The following is a 20,261-nucleotide window of genomic DNA, read 5'->3' on the forward strand; positions in this document are numbered from 1 at the left end:
GTCAACTGATTGTTGAAATGAGTATAGGCGATCTGTGATACTGTCATCAGAATGGTAAACAAACTGACGTGCGCACCATAAAAAGGAATGGTAAACGGCAGGCTCATGATAGAATCGTATGTCGAAAGATCATGCGCCCAAAGGAAGGATTCCTGTCTTAGTTCTATGGAATTGGGAAAGAAAAAGAACATGGCAAACAGGAACGGCATTTGGAATACCATGGGCAAACATCCGGAAATGGGGCTTACACCCAATTGTCCAAAGAGCTTCATCTGCTCTTGCTGCATTTTGGTAGGATCATCAGGATACTTGGCCTTCAATTCATCAATCTCAGGTTTGATGACCCTCATCTTGGCCATACCTATATAGGACTTGTATGTTAAAGGTGACAGTGCCAATTTGATGATCAGTACTATCAAAATGATGATCACACCATAATTGGAAAAGTATTTTTCAAGAAACTGGAACAGATTGACGATGATATACTTGTTGACCCAACTGACAAAGAAATAACCCATGTCCACGTTGTTTTCAAATCCAGGAGTAATTTTTCTTAGCAGATTGTAATTGTTTGGGCCAAAGAAATAGCTTACTTCTGCCCTGCCATTTTCCAAGGGCAGGACGAGGGCAACTTTCATATTTTTTACCGAAAGCGTGTCATTTGGAGTTACCTGCTCCAATTTTGCCGCATTAAACTGATTTCCTGCAATGATACCTGTAGTGAAAAATCTCTGGCTGAAACTCACCCATTTCAATGGTTCGTTGACTTCATCATCATCAGAATCTGACGTTAAGCTCAGATAATCATACTTTTCTGAACTTTTAAAGAAGTTAATGTTGGTTTTCCTTCGTGACTCTTCAATATCTGCTTCCTGTTTGAGTAAATTGTCATCCCAAGTGATCTGAATATTTGAATCTGTAAGATTTCCCGTCAATCCAACGAACTCCAAGCTTTTATTTAATACATATTGTTCATCAGGAAGTGTGTATGTCCTTATGATCTGTCCGGAACCTGATTGAGCTATGAAGGTCAATACAGAAGCTTTAACGCCTTCTATGTCAATTGTCGAAAGGGTGGAATTGAAATAGAACTCATTCAAACTCAGGAGGCCTTTATCAGTCTGGATCTTATAATCGAGATCGGAACTGTTTTCATCCAAAATCACCAAAGGTCTTTGGTCCCAGGTCTTGTATTCTTTCAGGACTACTTTGCGTATTTCTGCTCCTTTGGTCGAGAAAGTAACTGTCATTTTATCATTTTCCAGTACAACATCTTCCTCTCGGCCTTTGGTAAATGCCGCAAAGGCACCAAATTGTCTCTGTGCTATAATATCCTGAATGCTGTCAGGCTCGGTTTGCGGTATTTTCAGGATGGAATCAGATTCTTCTTTGCTTACAACTTCCTGAGTGGTATTCTGATCGTCTGTTACAATAGGTTCCGGAGAACTTGCAAAGAAAATCGAATATATCAACAATACTGCTGCGAATAGGATCAGTCCTGTCGCTTGGTTTCTATCCATAATAACTGAATGATACTGACTATCTATAAAACTTGACCAAAATACCCAATGGGTATATTCAAGGTGTTTTTATGACAGACAAAAATGTAATTATTTAATTTTTTTATTTTCAATGGTCGCCCGTACAAACCTCACAAACAAAGGATGTGGATTCAGTACAGTGCTTTTATATTCCGGATGAAACTGTGTACCAACAAACCAAGGATGATTTTTTAACTCTATAATTTCAACCAGCCCTGAATCAGGATTTATTCCTGATGGGATCATGCCTTTATCCTGAAATTGTTCCATGTATTTGTTGTTGAATTCATACCTGTGTCTATGCCTTTCCATGGTTTTGGTTTTTCCATAAGCTTGGGCAGCCTTACTGCCTTTTTTTATTTCACAGGGATAAGAACCCAACCTCATGGTGCCGCCCATTTGATCGATATTTTTTTGCTCTTCCATCAGGTCAATGACCGGATGGGGAGTATTTGGATCCATTTCAGTACTGTTTGCTTTTTCCAGACCGATAACATTCCTAGCAAATTCAATCACAGCTACCTGCATTCCCAAACAAATACCGAAAAAGGGAATATTGTTTTCGCGGGCAAATTTAACAGTTTCTATCTTTCCTTCAAGCCCTCTTTCACCAAAACCCGGTGCTACCAAAATCCCATCAAGATCCTGCAGTTTTTTACTGATACTTTCCGTATGAAGTTCTTCAGAAGAAATCAGACTTAGGTTTACCTTACATTCGGATACTGCTCCTGCATGGATAAAGGATTCAATAATTGACTTATATGCATCAGGCAAGGAAACATATTTCCCCACAAGACCTATATTTACTTCCTGCGTCGGATTTTTGAGCCTCCCCAGAAAATCTTTCCATTGCTCGAGTTCTATATTGTTTTTGGAACTCAATTTCAGCTTGGTCAATACCCTTTCATCGAGTTTTTCCTTTTTCATCAATAAAGGAACATCATAGATGGTATCCGCATCCATTGCCTCGATCACGCAACTGAGCTCCACATTACAGAAGAGGGCGAGCTTTTTCTTTACATCCAACGGTAAATGATGTTCCGACCGGCAAACCAAAATGTCTGGCTGAATACCGGCTTCCAGTAATTGCTTTACCGAATGTTGGGTAGGTTTGGTTTTTAGCTCTTTAGCCGCGGCAAGATACGGAATCAAAGTCAGATGAATGACCAGAATATTGTTGCTGCCGATATCCCATTTGGCCTGCCTGACTGCTTCTATAAACGGTAAAGATTCAATATCGCCCACACATCCACCGATTTCGGTGATAATGACATCATATTTCCCTTCATCGCCAAGTTTGAAGAAGTTTCTTTTGATTTCATCCGTAATGTGGGGGATTACCTGTACGGTTTTTCCCAAATATTCGCCTTTTCTCTCTTTGGTGATGACATTGTTGTAGATTCTTCCTGTCGTTACATTGTTAGCTTGGGAGGTGGTAGAGTTAAGAAATCTCTCATAATGTCCCAAATCTAGGTCTGTTTCTGCTCCATCCTCTGTCACATAACATTCGCCATGTTCATAAGGATTGAGTGTCCCCGGGTCAATGTTAAGATAAGGGTCGAACTTTTGGATGGTAACAATGAAACCCCTGGCTTGTAGCAATTTTGCAAGTGAAGCGGCTATGATGCCTTTGCCAAGGGAAGATGTTACGCCTCCGGTAATAAAGATATATTTGGTGGATGAACCCATAAGAATAGAAGGAAGTTATGATTTGTTTTGATTCTTATGGGATTCAAAATTAGGTAAAATATTTGATTTGGAGGCGGATTGCAGAAAGGAAATTTTGAAACTTTATATATCCCTTTATCGCTCCTTACAATTATCTACCTTATTTTTGAAGGAAAAATTCGAGATGGAAATCAAAGAAGCAGTCAGTGCCCTAAAAGAAAATGGAAGAATCAAGATCAAAGATGGTAAAGGCACTATTATGGAATTGATTGAAATTTCCAAATGGGATGCTGCAATAGATGATTGGGAGGGCATCTTTCTCTTTTTTGATCTTTTTCAGATCAGATCCGTGGCTGAGCCATTTTCTGATGTGTCTTTGGATATCATAGAGTTTGCCTCAAAACCCACTATCTATCACACACCAATAAACAGGGTTTTGAAAACAGGGCCTATCAATGAAGGGATGGTGAAGTTTGCTGTTATCCGAAAGGATTTTTGGAACAGGTTGTTATTTGCCTATTCCCAACCTCTGATCCTTCAATATGTTAAATCAGAAAATTTTGATTTCGAAACCAGAGAGTACTTCCCACTTTTGAGCGCTGGAACAAAAGAAATCTTTTTGAGTCCGGATGGGGATATCAGAATATTGAAAGCATGAATTTTAAGGAACATTTAAATCAGATCGGGATTTTTGGCCGTGTCGGTAAGATAGCTGATAGCATGGGCTTGGAAACCTACGTAGTGGGAGGGTATGTCCGAGACCTGATTTTAAACCGACCTTGCAAGGATATTGACTTTGTCTGTGTGGGCAGTGGGATAGCATTGGCCCAAAAAGTAGCAGATAGTTTTGAACAACATGTGCCACTTTCGGTTTTCAAAAATTTCGGTACAGCCAATATCCGATTGGAAGAATGGGAAGTCGAATTTGTAGGTGCACGAAGGGAATCCTACAGACATGACTCCCGAAAGCCTATAGTAGAGGATGGTACTTTGCAGCAAGATCAGGAACGTAGGGATTTTACCATCAATGCCATGGCGATATCTGTCAATGCCCACAATTTCGGGGATATGATCGATCCTTTTGACGGGATGGGAGATATCAAGAGGAAGATCATCAAGACCCCGACTGACCCGATCATCACGTTTTCCGATGATCCATTGAGAATGATGCGGGCCATTAGGTTTGCTGCCCAGCTGAAATTTGATATTGAGCCGGACACGTTTCTTGCCATCGTCCATGATGCCCATAGGATACAGATCGTTTCGGCGGAGAGAATTATCGATGAACTCAATAAAATCATCATGACTGACAAACCTTCTTATGGTTTCAAGTTATTGTTTGTCAGCAAACTGTTAAATGAGATTTTTCCGGAGATGGTAGAACTTCAGGGGGTTGATTCGGTCGGGGACAAGACCCATAAGGACAATTTTTACCATACCCTTCAGGTATTGGATAACATTTCTTCAGTGACTGATGATCTTTGGTTGCGATGGGCGGCCATTATGCATGATATTGCCAAACCTGCTACAAAAAGATTCAATAATAAAGTAGGTTGGACATTTCATGGTCATGAGGATAAGGGTGCCAGAATGGTTCCGGGGATTTTCAGAAGGATGAAGCTTCCGATGGATGACAGGATGAAATATGTCCAAAAACTCGTCAAGCTTCATCTCAGGCCGATAGCTCTGGTTTCGGATAAAGTAACCGATTCGGCCATCAGGAGGTTGCTTTTTGATGCAGGGGATGATGTGGATGATCTCATGAAACTTTGCCGGGCTGATATCACCTCCAAAAACAATAATAAGGTCCAAAAATTTTTGGCCAATTTTGACAAAGTTGAGCAGAAGATCTTGGAGGTGGAAGGAAAAGATCATGTGCGTAACTTTCAGCCTCCTGTCTCGGGAGAAGAAATCATGGAAATGTTTGATCTCAATCCTTCCAAAATCGTTGGAGAACTCAAAGAAGAAATAAAAGAAGCAATCCTGGATGGACAAATTCAAAACAATAAAGATGAAGCTTTGAACTTATTGTATAAATTAGCCGCCCGGAAAGGTATAACCTCTAATAAATAACTTATGAAAATGAATAAACTGATAATGACCGCCGTATTGCTGATAATGGCGACGGTTACCGTATTTGGACAAAATGAACAGCCTGCACAGCCGGCACAACAGGACACCGAAACAAATAGAAAGAGGAATGAATCTGACAGGAAAGTTTATCAATTGGCCCTAAGGTACAATGACCTGCCTGCGGCAAGGATTAAACTGTTAGAATTGATAGAACGAAACCCCACCAACATTCAGTATGCAGAAACCCTCGCTTCGCTGTATTTCGAGTCAGGGCAATATACCTCGGCAGCTATCGCTGCTTTGGATGTTCTAGAAGCCAGTGACAAAAGTTTGACAGGTCTTGAAATAGCCGCGTACTCTTTGGAGCAGTTGGGCGCCTTGGACAGGGCACTCCCTAATTTCGAACGCCACTATCTTTTGACCGGAAACCTATTCAGTCTTTATAAAACTGCTTATATGCAGTATTCACTTGACCGCCATGAAGAGTCCTTGAATTCGATCAATATGCTGGTAAAAAACAATAAATCAAGCGAAGAAAAGGTCGGATTTCCGAAAGAGGACAATACCCAACAGGAAGTGACCCTTAAAGCAGCAGCATTAAACCTGAAAGGAATGGTGTACATGTCCCAGAAAAATAAAACCGAAGCCAGAGAAGCCATTTCCCAAGCCTTGGAACTTCAGCCCAATTTTGAATTGGCACAGGAAAACATGAAAGAGGTACAGAAGATGTAAACATTCCCAGACTTACAAAAGCCTGTTGTTAAACAGCAGGCTATTTTTTTTTTTAAATAACCCCAATTAAATAAGGAGTATTTTCTAAAGATAGAAGGACTGAAATCAATCAACCATTAGGATTTATTTTATTTTTAAAAGGTTATTAGTGCAGATAAAATCATTATTTAACATAGGGAAAACATTTTCATAACACATATTTAATTTCCGATAAACATCTTTGCATATGATGTTTAAACGGTGCCTTATTTTTTTTCTTTTTCTATCTTTTCATGCAAGTCTGTTTTCTAGACAAGTTTTGGATCGGAAAAATGATATAGGAAATTTTATGTTAAAAGCAGAAAGAACAATCAATTCTGAACCTGACTCAAGCTATTTTTTCGCAATAAAAGCCTTAGAATTGGGTAAGGAAACGGAAGATAATTTGCTATTGGCAAGGATTCACCATCTGTTGGGTAAATTATTGTATTTTAAAGGCATTTACGCCGAGTCTGCCAACAATCTCCTATTGGTGGAAGAATTACTTTTAAAGGAAGAATTCGATCCGCTATTAATTGATAATTATAACTTCAGAGGGAAAATAGCTTACAAAACCCAAAAATTGGATGATGCGCTTTCACTTCATCAAAAAGCCTTTGACCTAACTGAAAAGATCAATGATGAAATCCGAAAAGCAATTTCTATTGGTTTAATTGGCTTCATTTACGAAAAAAGGCAGGAATATCAAAAAGCTCTCAAACACCAATGGACTGCAATATCAATTTTTAAAAAATTGAAAAGAGATGATCTGAGTGCTGAAATAAATGAGAATCTAGGGAGTATATATGAGGATCTCGAAATTTTTGACTCAGCTTCATATTATTTCCAAAAAGCTTTGGGTTTAAAAATTGAATCTGGGGACAGTTTAAACATGATCAGTACCTTGAATAACCTTGGTGATATATATAGGAAGAATGGAGAAATTGAGCAGGGGCTTGAAATTACCAATGAAGCCCTGGCACTTAGCAGAGTTTTGGATCAACCTTATGAAGAAAGCAGTGCGCTGAGAGATCTTGCACGGAGTTATTTTGAATTGAAGGATTTCCAAAAAGCTTATAATTACCTTGATAGCAGCAGAATAGTGTACCGGGAGATTTATAATAAAGAAACAGCCACCCAAATGGCTTTGATGGAAGAATTGTTTCTGATCAAATTAAAAGATCAGCAAATAATCGAATTGGAACAATTAAAAGCTTTTGATGCAAAAATCCGAATACTTTTTGTGGTAGTAATACTTTTGTTGATAGGTACAAGCTGGTTGATCATCAGTAAAAAAAATATTAAATCAAAAGTAGAAAGACAGTTGCTGGAAAGTGAAAAAGAAATCATGCTCACACAGCAAAAATTGATGAAAACCGAGCTATACAATATTCAACTTAAAGATGAAACCATTTCAAAAGAACTGGAATCTAATGCCAAATCCCTGACTGCTCAAACATTGCACGTCATAGACAAAAACAAAATGCTCGAGGTAATCAGGCAAAGACTACAGGATTCTCTTGAAAAAGACACAAGAGAACAAAAAAAGAACATTCGCAATTTAGTAAAAATGATAGATTACAATTTTGTGCAGGATACAGATTGGAATGATTTCAAAAAAAACTTTGAAAAAGCACATAAAAATTTTTTTCAAAACCTACATCACCAAGCGGTGGATTTGACACCCTCTGAGCTTCGGCTGGCTTCATTGATGCGAATGAATCTCAGTTCTAAAGATATTGCTTCCACCTTGAATATTTCTCCGGATAGTCTAAGGATTTCAAGATATCGGCTAAGAAAAAAATTAGCTCTTGGAAAAGGAGAAAGTTTACAGCAATTTATTCTTAGTATATAGTTTACGATTTGTTAATCTATTATTAATATGATATAAGTTATTCAATTTCAATATTTTGGAATGTTTTTTTGTTCTACTGTTATCGTTTTGTTAACGTTTTTAATTCCCGGTGTTGCTTTTTTGATAATATAAAATGATAGGTCATATTTTTTCCAGTATCTAATTTTGCTTCATACAAAAAGATACAAATGAATATTAAAATTTTACAGTCAATCATAGGGGTAATGGTACTTTTTTATTCCTGTGACATGAAAAACAAAGAAGACCAAACTCAAGCTACTTTTTCAAAAATTGAACCTGTTTATATCACGGAAATGGTAAATCATGATACTGATGATCCTGCCATTTGGATCAATAAGTCTGATCCGGGAAGTAGTCTCATCATAGGTACTGACAAAGATAAAGATGGGGCATTATATGTATTTGATCTGAAAGGTAAGATCATTGATTCTTTGGTCGTCAGAGGTTTGCAGAGACCAAATAATGTGGATGTATCTTATAACCTGAATCATGGTGATAGGTATATTGATTTTGCGGTAACAGGAGAGCGGCTTACTTCTAAATTGAGATTTTTCAAATTACCTGAAATGGTAGAAATTCAGCAAGGGGGAATTGAAATATATCAAGGCGAATCGGAGCAGGATTACCGGGATTTGATGGGTGTTGCAGTTTATCATGATAAAAAAAATGAAAAACATTATGTAATAGCAGGTAGAAAGGATGGCCCGACTGATGGCACCTATCTATGGCAATATTTAATTAAGACAGACAATGGTCATTTGGAACTTGAACTTGTCCGAAAATTCGGTAAATACAGTGGCAACAAAGAGATTGAAGCCATAGCTGTTGACAACGAACTCGGATTTATTTATTACAGTGACGAAGGTGTTGGGGTAAGAAAGTATTATGCCGACCCGGAAAAAGGAAATGAAGAACTCACACTTTTTGCAACAGAGGGATTTACATTGGACCATGAAGGGATTTCCATTTATAAACAGGAGGATGGTACTGGCTATATTTTAGTCTCAGATCAGGAAGCCAATTTTTTTCACGTTTTTCCCAGAGAGGGTACACCTGGTAATCCCCACTTACACAAACTAATCACAAAGCTTCCTTTGTCCACGGTTTCGAGTGATGGCTCTGAAGTGATCAATTTCAATATCAGTTCCGAATTTCCTAAAGGATTATTTGTGGCCATGTCGGACGATAAAACCTTTCAGATTTATGATTGGAAAGATTTGGAAAAGTATATCAATGAAACAAAATAAACATAACTAAAATTTACATGAAAAACAGATTACTAATTTCAGCAATTTCCCTGTTTATGCTGTTTGCACAGGATTTGCATGCACAGGCAGTTTTAAGGGGTAAAGTCATTGACGATCAAAATTTGTCCCTTCCTGGGGCAAATGTAGTTTTGGAAGGAACCAATAAGGGTTCTGTCACCAATCAGTTGGGTGACTATGTGATTTTGGGAGTTCCTGCGGGCAGTTACAATTTGATTGTTTCCTACTTAGGATATAACACAGTCACAAAAGAAATCTCGATTCAAGATGGACAAACTTTGGATTTAAAATTTGAGATGGATCCCGGAACTATCGACGGTGTGGAATTTATAGTTTTTGGGGACAGGCTCAAAGGTCAAGCAAGGGCTTTGAACCAACAAAAAACCAACTCCAATATTACCAATATTGTAGCCGCAGATCAAATTGGTCGTTTTCCTGATGCTAACATTGGAGATGCCATGAAGAGAATTCCAGGTATCACTATGCAAAATGATCAAGGTGAGGCCAGGGATATCATTATCAGAGGTATGTCACCTGAGCTTAACTCAGTCATGATCAATGGTGAAAGAATTCCTTCAGCGGAAGGAGACAATAGGAGGATTCAAATGGATTTGATTCCTGCTGATATGATCCAAACTATAGAGGTGAATAAGTCTGTTCTGCCTGATATGGATGCAGATGCCATTGGTGGTGCTGTAAACTTGGTAACACGTAAGGCTCCAAATGGCCTAAGGGTTTCAGGAACTGCTGCTTCCGGTGTAAATTTTCTTTCCAATAAGCCTATTTGGACAGGCGGTTTGATTATTGGAGACAGAATTGCAAATGATAAATTGGGGATCATTTTTTCCGGATCTTACAATAACCATAATTTTGGTTCTGATAATTATGAAGCCAGATGGGTGCAAACAGAGAATCCTAACCATCCGGTAGTAGTGGACCGATTTGATCTTAGAAAATACAATGTGCAAAGGGTGAGAAGAAGTACAACTTTGGCTTTGGATTACGACATCAATAAAAATCATTCTATCGTCTTCAATGCGATGTACAATTGGAGAGATGATTGGGAAAATAGATGGAGAATGAGAATAGATAGATTGGATAGGCCATTTAATGATGGGAACTTCACTGAATTGCAAAACGATGTTTATCAATTGCGTGGCAGAGCATCTGTTCAGACTAAAGGTGGTATTGACAATGATAGGGTTAAGAATACCCGTTTGGAAGACCAAAGGGTGATCAACACAACTTTGTCGGGAAGCCATTTATTTGATAAACTCAAAATGACCTGGAATGCAACCTATGCAAAAGCTTCTGAAGACAGGCCCAATGAAAGATATATTACGCATAGGGGAAACGCTGATATGATATTGGATATGAGAGACCCTTTCAAAGTATTGACTACTTTTGCAAATCAGGAAAGTGAACTTGGGTTGGGCTTAAATGAAATATATGAGTCAAACAACAATACTTTTGAAGAGGATTTCAATGCCAGGTTGGATTTTGGGCTTCCATATGCTTCTAATAAAGGTCTTCTGAAATTTGGCGGTAGGTTGAGGTCAAAATTTAAACTAAGAACAGATTCTTATGACGTATATGAACCGTTGGGAAATCTTGGTTCAAATGGAAATAATTTGGGAGATTTGCCCTTTTCCTTACAAAATGACAGGGTTTTCCTAAATGGTCCGCAATATGTTCCAGGGAGATTTGTAGATAGGGAATTTTTAGGTAGCTTGGATCTTAAAAATCCCAATTTGTTTGAGTTTGAAGATGTTGTCGCAGAGTACATCACCGGCAATTACCAAGCTTCAGAAACAATCACCGGTGGATATGTCATGACAGACTTTCAATTCAATCCAAAGTTATCTGCTATTGTTGGTCTGAGGCTTGAAAATACTAATCTGGAATATAGGGGATTTGAATTTGATGAAGATGAAGAAATTTTCAATCAGTCTGCCACAGTTTCGGATAATTATACCAACCTGATGCCCGGGGCCCATTTCAAATATGATATCTCTGATAATCAGATTTTAAGATTTGCCTGGGCCAATACCTTAGCAAGACCAAACTACTTTGATTTAGTTCCCTATGCGATATTCAGTCCTGACAACCAAACCTTGGTAAAAGGCAATCCCAATTTGGTACCAACAACATCAATGAATTTTGATTTGATGTTTGAAAATTATTTCAAATCAGTCGGAGTTTTCACCTTGGGAGGTTTTTATAAAGATGTAGACAACTTTATCTATCAAAGAACTGAATTTAACGTTATTGATCCGGTTTTTGGAGAGTTGATACAAAGGTCCAGACCCGAAAATGGCGGTACCGCCAACGTTTATGGTTTTGAAACATCCATTCAAAGACAGTTTGATTTTCTTCCGGGGATTTGGAAAGGGCTAGGCATGTTCCTGAATTATACTTTTACAGATTCGAGGACAACAGGTATTGAGGGGCGTGACAATGAAGAACTGAAATTGCCCGGAACTGCCAGAAATATGTTTAATGCATCACTTTCATTCGAAACAGAAAAAATTGTGATGAGAGCTTCTTTGAATCACGCAAGCGGATATATTGACGAAATAGGGGGGATAAGTTTCAATGATTCTTATTATGATAGACAAACCTTCTTGGATGTGAATGCATCTTATGCCTTTACTCCAAATTGGAGGGTGTTTTTTGAGGCAAATAATTTGACCAATCAACCTCTAAGATACTATCAAGGGATCAGGTCTAGGACCCAGCAGGAGGAATATTACAATGTCAGGATCAATTTTGGAGTAAAATTTGACCTTTTCAATTAATCTATTGATTACTTTTGGGCGGCTTCCAATTTGTTTGGAAGCCGTTCTTTTATATTTAAAAGCCTCTAAAAATGAAATTATCCAGTTCAGCCATCCTTGCTTTATTCTTATTGTTTTCCTTCTATTTTTTTTCCTGTAAACCAAAAGATGAAAACCAACAAGTATTTATTGATAAAGCAGAACTTGCTCCGAGGCATTTACGGGTCATCTGGACAGAAAATCCTTCTACAAGTGCCATAATATCCTGGACCACTTTACATGAACATGGAAAGGTCCATAGGGTATTTTATGATTCGTTACGAAGGGGAGGGGAAAAACGAAATTATGTTTCTCAAGTGTCTGCATCCAAAAATGGAGCTATCTCTATGGTAGATGAGGATTTAAAAGAAGGAGTGCCACAGGGATATTATCATCATGCAGATTTAACAAATCTCAAACCATCGACCAAGTATTATTTTGTGGTAGAATCGGATGATTTGGTTTCAGATGAGTTTTATTTTATAACCGGTCCTGAAGATGACCGTGTTATTTCCTTGTTATGGGGTGGAGATTCAAGGATGGGTGGGCCCGAACCTAGGTATGCAGGTAGAACTCCTCATGTCGACAGACAGGAAATGAATAAAAGGATCAAGTCACTGATGGATGAAGATCCAAATATTCTTGGTTTCATACATGGTGCTGATTATGGTACCACGGCAGATTGGAGACATTTATTTTGGTGGTTTGAGGACCATGAAATAGTTATTGGTGAAGGCAATAGACTACTACCTTTGATCATATCAAGGGGAAATCATGATATGCAAATCGGTTTTGAAGAAAATTTCTGGCTTGGAGATACTCAAAGAAAAAGAGGATTTGATTATTATTTTGCGACCCAATTTGGCTCAAAAACTGCCATTCTCACATTGAATACAGAAATCAGTGTTGCCGGTGATCAGCGGGATTGGTTGGAAGAAAACCTATCAAACAAGAGGAAAGAAAATAGATGGCTTTTGGTCAATTATCACAGACCTGCCTATCCTGTGGTCAAAGATTTTGAGAATGCCACTTTCAAAAGAGTAAGGGATACCTGGGTACCATATTTTGAAAAATACAATGTTGACCTGGCTTTGGAATCTGATGGGCATATTCTGAAAAGAACAGTTCCTATCCGAAACAATAAATATGATGAAACAGGTATTGTTTACATCGGAGAAGGAGGCCTTGGAGTTCCCCAGCGAGTTGCAGACAGTACGAGATGGTTTATCCAGCCTCCCGGATTTGCGATGAGTGCCCACAATGTCCACAAGCTCACATTCTCTCGAGAGATGATCCAAATCAAGGCCTTTGGTATGGATGGGGAGGTCTTAGATCAATTTGAAGTAAAACCACGAAATCTGAATTGAATTGCAATATGAGAGATGTCTCGATTAGCAATGTTCTTTGGCTTTTAAAATTGGCTTTACTACTTCAATGTGTAGGAGTATTTTTTTATCTCAAAGGTGGCAGCGCGATCGAAACCATGCTGTTTATGGAAATGGGTTTGGAACAAGCCAATTCAAAACTTGTTGAAAATATTATCGCTTGGGTATTTTTAATTTTTGGAATTGTAGCTTTTTTAAAACCCGATAAATATCTGCTCGTCATTATTTCCTTATTGACTTTGGCCTTGGCCTATATCATTAAGAGACAAGCAGGTAGTCCATTTACAGAGTGGAGTATTCCATCTCATTTTATAAGGATAATTTTACCTATTGGGATACTCTTATTAGCTACCAATAAACAAAAAAATATCAGAGGTGCATACTGGGTGCTTTTGGTAGGATTGTCCATTACTTTTATCACCCACGGACTTGAGGCATGGTCATTACATCCAAGATTTATTGATTACCTTTTGATTTCCTCTGAAAAAACTTTGGGAATAAGGTTTAAACAGTCAAGTGCGGAAATAGTGCTCAAGGTCATAGGTACAATCGATATACTTGTGGCATTAAGCACATTGGTATTTCCCAAAAATGCTGTTTTTTATTGGATGGCATTTTGGGGATTTGTCACGGCATTCGCAAGGGTCACTGAATTGGGTTTGGGACTATATCCGGAAGTCCTCATCAGGGCAGGACATTGGCTGGTCCCCATCAGCTTGGTATGGCTCAATGAAATCAGAAATCAATCTAAGGTTCCATAAAAAAACGCATTTTCTGTTTGCCGATACTGCCAAGCCCAACATAGAATTTGATGGCCATGGCGTTGTATTCCGGGGTTTGCCATTGGATATTGACACAGTTTTTCTCTTTGGCCACTTTTCTGATTCTTTCCATAATATCGGTGCCAATTCCTTTTCCACGACAAATTTCGCTTAGATAAAGACAGTCCATGTATAGAAAAGGAGCTGCTTCCCAAGTAGAGAAGTCAATGGTATAGGAGGTAAAACCTTCCACTTTCCCGTTGATTTCCACCATCCAGCAGTTCAATTTTTTATTTTCACCAAAGAGTGCATTTCTGAGGCCCTCTTCTTTGCCCTCAGGGGAATATTCCGCCCTTTCATATTGGGCATGGGCTGCACATAGTTTTACCAATGCAGGCAAGTCTTTTTCTTCACAAGGTCTGATAATATAGTCCATGGCTATTGGGTCTTTAGGATGAAAGAATGATTACCATGGAAAAATGAAGAAAAAATTTGATTTCTCTAAAGGAGGAGGGAAAAAATCTTTAAATAACTTGGTAGCTTGGATATATAAAATAATAAAACATAACCCCTGAAAGACAGCAGGCAATCACAAAACTGATTGCCATTATTTTTTTATATGCAATTAATTGTTGGATTCTTCCATTATTCTCTTTAAATGATTTCATGCCTCCAGGGATATATACCTGTAGCATGGCCAAGGAAGTCATAAAATAAGTGACCAATAAAAACAAGAAACTAAAAATGATATCCATTGCTTTCAGTTTTTTAATCAACAACCAAATTTAAGTTTCATTTGATTAAAAAATTGATGTTCTGCCAATGGTAATGATTTATTAAAGCACAGGTAACGTTAACATAATAACCTGTAGGTCTCTGTGATTTTTAAAAAATCTTTTTGTAATGCTATAACCAATATCACTCTAATTGGTTATTATTTTGCTGCATTTTAACTCCGGATAAAATCATTTGAGTTTTATCCTGCAATAAATGATTAAAAGAGTCTAACCACACTTTATATAAGTTGTACGTTTATATAGGTGTATAAGCCTTATATTTGAGTTTGGTTGACCGGTAAAATCACAAATCTATCAAAAAGTTTATCAAAACATTTTTCAAAATTTTGGGCATTGCAATAGGAGTCTTGTTGCTTTTATTGGTGGTCACTATTTTGTTTGTAAGAAGTCCATGGGGGCAAAATATCATCATACAGAAAGCCACCTCTTATGTTTCCAAAAAAACAAATACACATGTTGGAATCGACAGGCTTTTTATAACATTTAAAGGTGATATTTACCTGGAAGGTCTTTATTTGGAAGATCTGAATGCTGATACGCTGGTATATTCCAAAAAACTGGAAACAGGTGTTGCCTTTTGGCCATTGATTAAAAACGGAAATATTTTTGTATCCAAGCTTGAATGGGAAGGGTTGACTGCAAATGTTCGAAGAGACAGCGTCAATGAAGTTTTCAACTTCGATTTTTTAATGGACGCTTTTATTTCTGAGTCTGAGGAAAGCAAAGAGTTTATAGAAGAGAGAGATCCAAATCCTTTTCCACAATTTTCCATAGGTCCTGTGAATCTGTTAGATTTTGATCTGAAATATGATGATCAATTAATGGGGATAATGGCAAATGCTTCATGGAAAAAAATTCATTTGAACATTGACCATCTTGAACTGAACAAAATGGATTTTGGAATCGAGGAGTTTCTGATTGAAGAGGCAAATATCTTTTATCTTCAGTCCAAAGTATTTCCCGAAAGTGAAGAACCGGAAACATCATCAGAATTGCCTTTACCCTTGTTGGTACTCGATAAACTTCAGATCCAAAAAACAAATCTTGATTACCAATCTGTTCCGGATGGACTTAATTCCATTGTTTATTTGGATGACCTTATATTGTCACTTCCCGAAGCCAATCTGGAAGAACAAAAGATATTATTGGAAGCGTTTTCTCTGACAAATTCCAATATTTCTCTGAAAATGGAAGAGGTTGAGAATGTGGAGGAACCAATAGTGGTTGATGAACCGTCATCAGGATCATTTGAATGGCCTGATTGGTGGGTAGAGGTTGGTTCTATTGATCTTGAAAACATCGGATTTGAATACATTCAATCGGGTGCGCAGGTAAAAAATGGGGTGTTTAATCCGGATGCCATACAACTGCAAGACTTTAATTTTTCTGTTCACAGCCTATCCTTAAAGGAGAAAAATGCAAAAGTTCAGGTCGACCAAATCTCATTTCGGGAAGGAAGCGGACTTTTATTGGATCAGTTTTCAACAAAATTTTCAATCACCGATCAAAACCTGGATATAGAATCTTTTCTACTCAAAACTGCAAAATCTGAATTAAGAGCAGATTTAGTCCTAAATTATCAGACCCTGGCAGAATTCATCGAAAATCCGGGAAACTCTGATTTTAACCTCTCTATCAAAGGGCTGAAAACTGATGGGTCGGAAGCATTGTATTTTGCACCTGAATTGGACCAAGAGCTCTATTTCCAAGAGCTGCTCAAAAATGGAATTGTTGCCAATGGTCAGATAGAAGGCAATTTAAAGAATCTATCCATTCCAACATTTGACCTCGAATATGGAGAACATACCTCACTGAATATTGTATCAGCAGAAATGTCAAATTATCTTGATTCAGAAAAAATCCAAATTGATTTGACAGAAATGGTTTTTGTTACAAAAGCTGAGGTAATTGATCCTTTTTTGGAGGATTTGGATTACAATATTCCTGAAGAGATCCGGCTGGAGGCAAAAGCAAAAGGGGGGTTGAAAGGGATGATTGCAGACGTTTTGTTAAATACCTCGGATGGAGATGTAGCATTTAAGGTTGACTATAAAGACAACCAAACTTATTTTTTAAATTCAACTTTGGCTTTGGATCAATTGGATTTGGGCAAAATTATGAATCTTCCCCAACTCAGGCCCATCACTTTGGTAACAGAAATCAATGGTTCAGGAACTGAATTGAGTGATTTGGATGGTTTGATAAGTATGGATATTGACAGTTTGATTTGGGGGAATTATGATTTTTCGGAATTGGGATTTTCCGTAGAGGCAAAGGATGGTATTGCTGAACTTGACATGGGATTTCAAAATGAGATTTTAGATTTTGATTTGGATCTGAAAGCCAAGCTGGACACCGTCAATCCTGAATTCAGTTTCTATTTGGATTTGAATAAATTCCGGTCGGCGGCATTTGGGGTGACCAGATTGGATATTGATTCCAGGATGAAGGTCAGCGGTTCAATGGAAGGAAGTTTCGATGATTTTGAAGCTCAATTAAGAATTGAAGAGGGGATTTTCATTTACGACAGGATGCAGTATCCTCTAGGTAAAGTTGAACTACACGCAGCATTGGCGCCTGAATCTTCTGAATTTCAGATCAATTCAGATTTCCTGGTAGGTGATTTTCATGCTACGGGTTCAGTTGAAAATATTTCCATGTCCATTGAAAACTATCTCCGGGAACTGATAGCACAGGAAGTTGCAGAGGAAGAATTGCCTGAAATCACCATGAAAGCAGATTTCAGGTTTCATCCTACTCCTTTTATAGATCAGCTTTTGGTGGCCGGTATTGAGGAATTGGATACGGTTTATTTTGATCTCCTATTCGATTCAAAGGCTCAAAAATTGAATTCAAATGTGTTTATTTCAAAAGTCCGATATACAGATGTCGAACTGGATACTTTTAGAATTGATATCAGAGGAGACAATTCTACGCTGAACCTGGACGCCGGATTTCAGAATATGGTCGTAGGTCCGGTCGATATGGGTGAAACCAATATATTGTTGGAATATGAAAATAGTATTCTTGAATTTGGCTTTATCTCCAGAAGTGATACGACGAAAGTGATGCAGTTATTTGCTGATTTTAGCTTTGCGCGAGATACCCTTACTTTTCATGTGAATCCAAAAGGACTGATCCTGAATTCAAGTGATTGGGCGATTCCTGACGGTAATTTAATGACCTATGCACCAAAATTTCTTGATTTTAGGGAGTTTACCTTTTCGAGAGAGGGTCAATCCCTTTCATTCACAAATGAGCTAAATGATATTGAAGCAGAGCATTTAGGCCTGATTTTCAAGGACTTTAGACTAAGCACACTATTGGGATTTTTGAACCCCGATGATCCTTTGGTAAAAGGGATAGCCAATGGAGAGATGATAGTAGAAAATCCATTTGATGCAATTGGCCTATTGGCTGACCTTGAAATCAGGGAATTGGAAGTTTTGGAAATTCCTTTGGGGATCCTGGCATTGGAGGCCAAAGCAAAAACCTTGGAAGAATATGATTTCAACCTTTCTCTCAAAGATGGAGGTATTGATCTTGATCTGGTGGGTACGTTTGTGGCCGATTCGGTCAGTTCAAACCTGGACCTCGACCTTGATCTAAATGCCTTTCAAATGTCCTTGTTGGAAACCTTAACTAATGGAGCAGTAAGAGATGGTAAAGGGATTATTTCCGGTGGGATTAAGGTGGGTGGGAGTGTTCAGGAGCCTGACTATAAAGGAGAAGTCTTTTTCACCGATGCAGGTTTTCTTATATCAGATTTTAACACCTCATTTCTGCTTGCTGATGAAAAAATAAACCTGGATAATTCGGGCTTTACTTTTAATAAGTTCAACATCAAAGATGCCAACGGAAACGATTTCGTGATCGATGGGAAGGTCAATACAGATGATTTTACAGATGTAGGCTTTAACCTAAAACTGGTTACACAAAACTTTCAGATCATGAATTCTACCCGGGCTGATAATGACCTGTTTTTTGGGAGAGCAAATGTTGATATGGACATGACTGTTGGAGGATCGATGAGTCTTCCGGAAGTCATCGTCAGGTTGAAGGTAAACAAAGAGTCCAATATTACATTTATTGTTCCCGAAGACCAATTGGATGTGATCGAACGGACCGGAGTGGTGATATTTGTCAATCATGAAGATCCTTATGATGTTCTCTATCAAAGAGAAATGGATATTTCGACCAAGGGAGTTGCAGGCTATGATGTTAAGGCCAATTTGCAGGTGAATCCTGAGTCTGTTTTCAATGTGATTGTTGATGAAAGAACCGGGGATAATCTAAGGCTTCAAGGTGAGGCTGACCTCAATATGTTAATGAATCCAAATGGTGATATTTCCCTTTCAGGCAGGTATGAGGTAAAGAGCGGTCATTATGAACTGAACCTGTTCGGATTGGTCAACAGAAGATTTGAATTGAGGGAGGGAAGTTCCGTGGTCTGGAATGGAGATCCAATGGATGCCAACTTGGATCTTACGGCCATTTATAATATACGGACATCGCCCGGTGAACTGATGCAGGCCCAACTGAGCGGTACAGACGGAGAATCCCGGGGCCAATTCAGGCAGGTGCTTAATTTCATGGTTTATCTCAAGATAGGTGGAGAATTACTGAAACCCGATATTTCCTTTGAACTTGATATGTCTGAGCAGGAAAGAGGTGTTTTCGGAGGCAGTGTTTACGGTATGATCCAGCAGGTCAATGATCAGGATGATGAGCTTGTCAAGCAGGTCTTTTCATTGCTGGTGTTGAATCAGTTTTTTCCTGTCATGGGCAATGATGGAACTTCCGGTGGATCTGTCAGCCTTGCCCGGTCAAGCGTCAGTCAGGTGCTTTCAACCCAACTCAATGCACTCTCAGACAGATTGTTTGGGGAATCCGGATTCTCTGTCGATTTTGACCTGGACTCTTTTACTGATTACCAATCAGGTGGTCCTGCAGACCGTACCCAACTCAATGTTGCTGCCCAACAGCGGTTGATGGATGATAGATTGGTGATATCGGTAGGTGGACAGGTGGATGTAGAAGGCGGCAGTCAGGATGTAAATCAGGGAGATGCACTGTTTGGGGATGTAAGTGTGGAATATATGTTGGACAACAGAGGGCAATGGAGGGCCAAAGCATTTAGGAAAAACCAATTTGAGTCTGTGATAGATGGTCAGCTGATTGTCACAGGTATTTCGCTTATTTTCAATAAAGAATTCAATGCAATCAAAGAATTATGGAGAAAAGCTCCTAAACAAGAAGCAATTATAGAGGAGGAAACAGACGAACGAGAAGAAATAGATATTGAGGAGGATAAAATTTAAAATTAAAT

General features: G+C 38.4%; 13 protein-coding genes. 9 read left to right on the forward strand and 4 right to left on the reverse strand.

Translation table 11 applies throughout. The annotated features are described in order from the left end of the window. Positions 1-1,520, reverse strand: a 1,520-nt coding sequence (gene yidC / locus ACEW8O_RS10210) for a membrane protein insertase YidC (protein WP_373494528.1), incomplete at its 3' end; no start/stop codon positions are given. Between the two features lie 90 nt (positions 1,521-1,610). Then, positions 1,611-3,230 (reverse strand): CTP synthase, encoded by a 1,620-nt coding sequence (locus ACEW8O_RS10215; protein WP_373494529.1) that lies wholly within the window; start codon positions 3,228-3,230, stop codon positions 1,611-1,613. 163 nt (positions 3,231-3,393) lie between these two features. Between ACEW8O_RS10215 and ACEW8O_RS10220 the strand changes: the two genes are divergently transcribed. From ACEW8O_RS10220 to ACEW8O_RS10255, 8 genes are all read left to right on the forward strand, one after another. Next, a complete protein-coding gene (locus ACEW8O_RS10220; RefSeq protein ID WP_373494530.1) occupies positions 3,394-3,867 on the forward strand; it encodes a hypothetical protein in 474 nt (157 codons plus the stop codon). Further along, positions 3,864-5,282, forward strand: coding sequence for a CCA tRNA nucleotidyltransferase (locus ACEW8O_RS10225; protein ID WP_373494531.1), 1,419 nt, complete (start codon positions 3,864-3,866; stop codon positions 5,280-5,282). The genes ACEW8O_RS10220 and ACEW8O_RS10225 overlap by 4 nt, the downstream gene beginning before the upstream one ends. A gap of 9 nt (positions 5,283-5,291) precedes the next feature. Then, positions 5,292-6,014 (forward strand): tetratricopeptide repeat protein, encoded by a 723-nt coding sequence (locus tag ACEW8O_RS10230; RefSeq protein WP_373494532.1) that lies wholly within the window; start codon positions 5,292-5,294, stop codon positions 6,012-6,014. Between the two features lie 328 nt (positions 6,015-6,342). Beyond that, positions 6,343-7,887, forward strand: a complete 1,545-nt coding sequence (locus tag ACEW8O_RS10235; protein WP_373494533.1) for a tetratricopeptide repeat protein — start codon at positions 6,343-6,345, stop codon at positions 7,885-7,887. 188 nt (positions 7,888-8,075) lie between these two features. Then, positions 8,076-9,155: a phytase gene (locus ACEW8O_RS10240; RefSeq protein ID WP_373494534.1), complete on the forward strand. Its 1,080-nt coding sequence runs from the start codon at positions 8,076-8,078 to the stop codon at positions 9,153-9,155. A gap of 17 nt (positions 9,156-9,172) precedes the next feature. After that, positions 9,173-11,971, forward strand: coding sequence for a TonB-dependent receptor (locus ACEW8O_RS10245; RefSeq protein ID WP_373494535.1), 2,799 nt, complete (start codon positions 9,173-9,175; stop codon positions 11,969-11,971). Between the two features lie 71 nt (positions 11,972-12,042). Beyond that, positions 12,043-13,356, forward strand: coding sequence for a fibronectin type III domain-containing protein (locus tag ACEW8O_RS10250; protein WP_373494536.1), 1,314 nt, complete (start codon positions 12,043-12,045; stop codon positions 13,354-13,356). A gap of 50 nt (positions 13,357-13,406) precedes the next feature. Further along, positions 13,407-14,135 carry a hypothetical protein gene (locus ACEW8O_RS10255; RefSeq protein WP_373494537.1) on the forward strand — a complete coding sequence of 243 codons (729 nt, stop codon included), beginning with the start codon at positions 13,407-13,409 and terminating at the stop codon, positions 14,133-14,135. On the opposite strand, the gene ACEW8O_RS10260 is transcribed toward ACEW8O_RS10255, so the two are convergent. Both ACEW8O_RS10260 and ACEW8O_RS10265 read right to left on the reverse strand, forming a co-directional pair. Then, positions 14,122-14,571 carry an N-acetyltransferase family protein gene (locus tag ACEW8O_RS10260; protein ID WP_373494538.1) on the reverse strand — a complete coding sequence of 150 codons (450 nt, stop codon included), beginning with the start codon at positions 14,569-14,571 and terminating at the stop codon, positions 14,122-14,124. The two genes, ACEW8O_RS10255 and ACEW8O_RS10260, sit on opposite strands and share 14 nt — an antisense overlap. An 88-nt stretch (positions 14,572-14,659) precedes the next feature. Continuing rightward, positions 14,660-14,890 (reverse strand): hypothetical protein, encoded by a 231-nt coding sequence (locus ACEW8O_RS10265; protein ID WP_373494539.1) that lies wholly within the window; start codon positions 14,888-14,890, stop codon positions 14,660-14,662. 368 nt (positions 14,891-15,258) lie between these two features. On the opposite strand from ACEW8O_RS10265, the gene ACEW8O_RS10270 reads away from it, so the two are divergent. Next, on the forward strand, positions 15,259-20,253 hold the full coding sequence (locus ACEW8O_RS10270; protein WP_373494540.1) for a translocation/assembly module TamB domain-containing protein: 4,995 nt from the start codon (positions 15,259-15,261) through the stop codon (positions 20,251-20,253). The last annotated feature ends 8 nt before the right edge of the window (positions 20,254-20,261 follow it).

The sequence above is a fragment of the Aquiflexum sp. genome (genome assembly GCF_041749095.1).
In the GTDB taxonomy this organism is placed as follows: domain Bacteria; phylum Bacteroidota; class Bacteroidia; order Cytophagales; family Cyclobacteriaceae; genus Aquiflexum.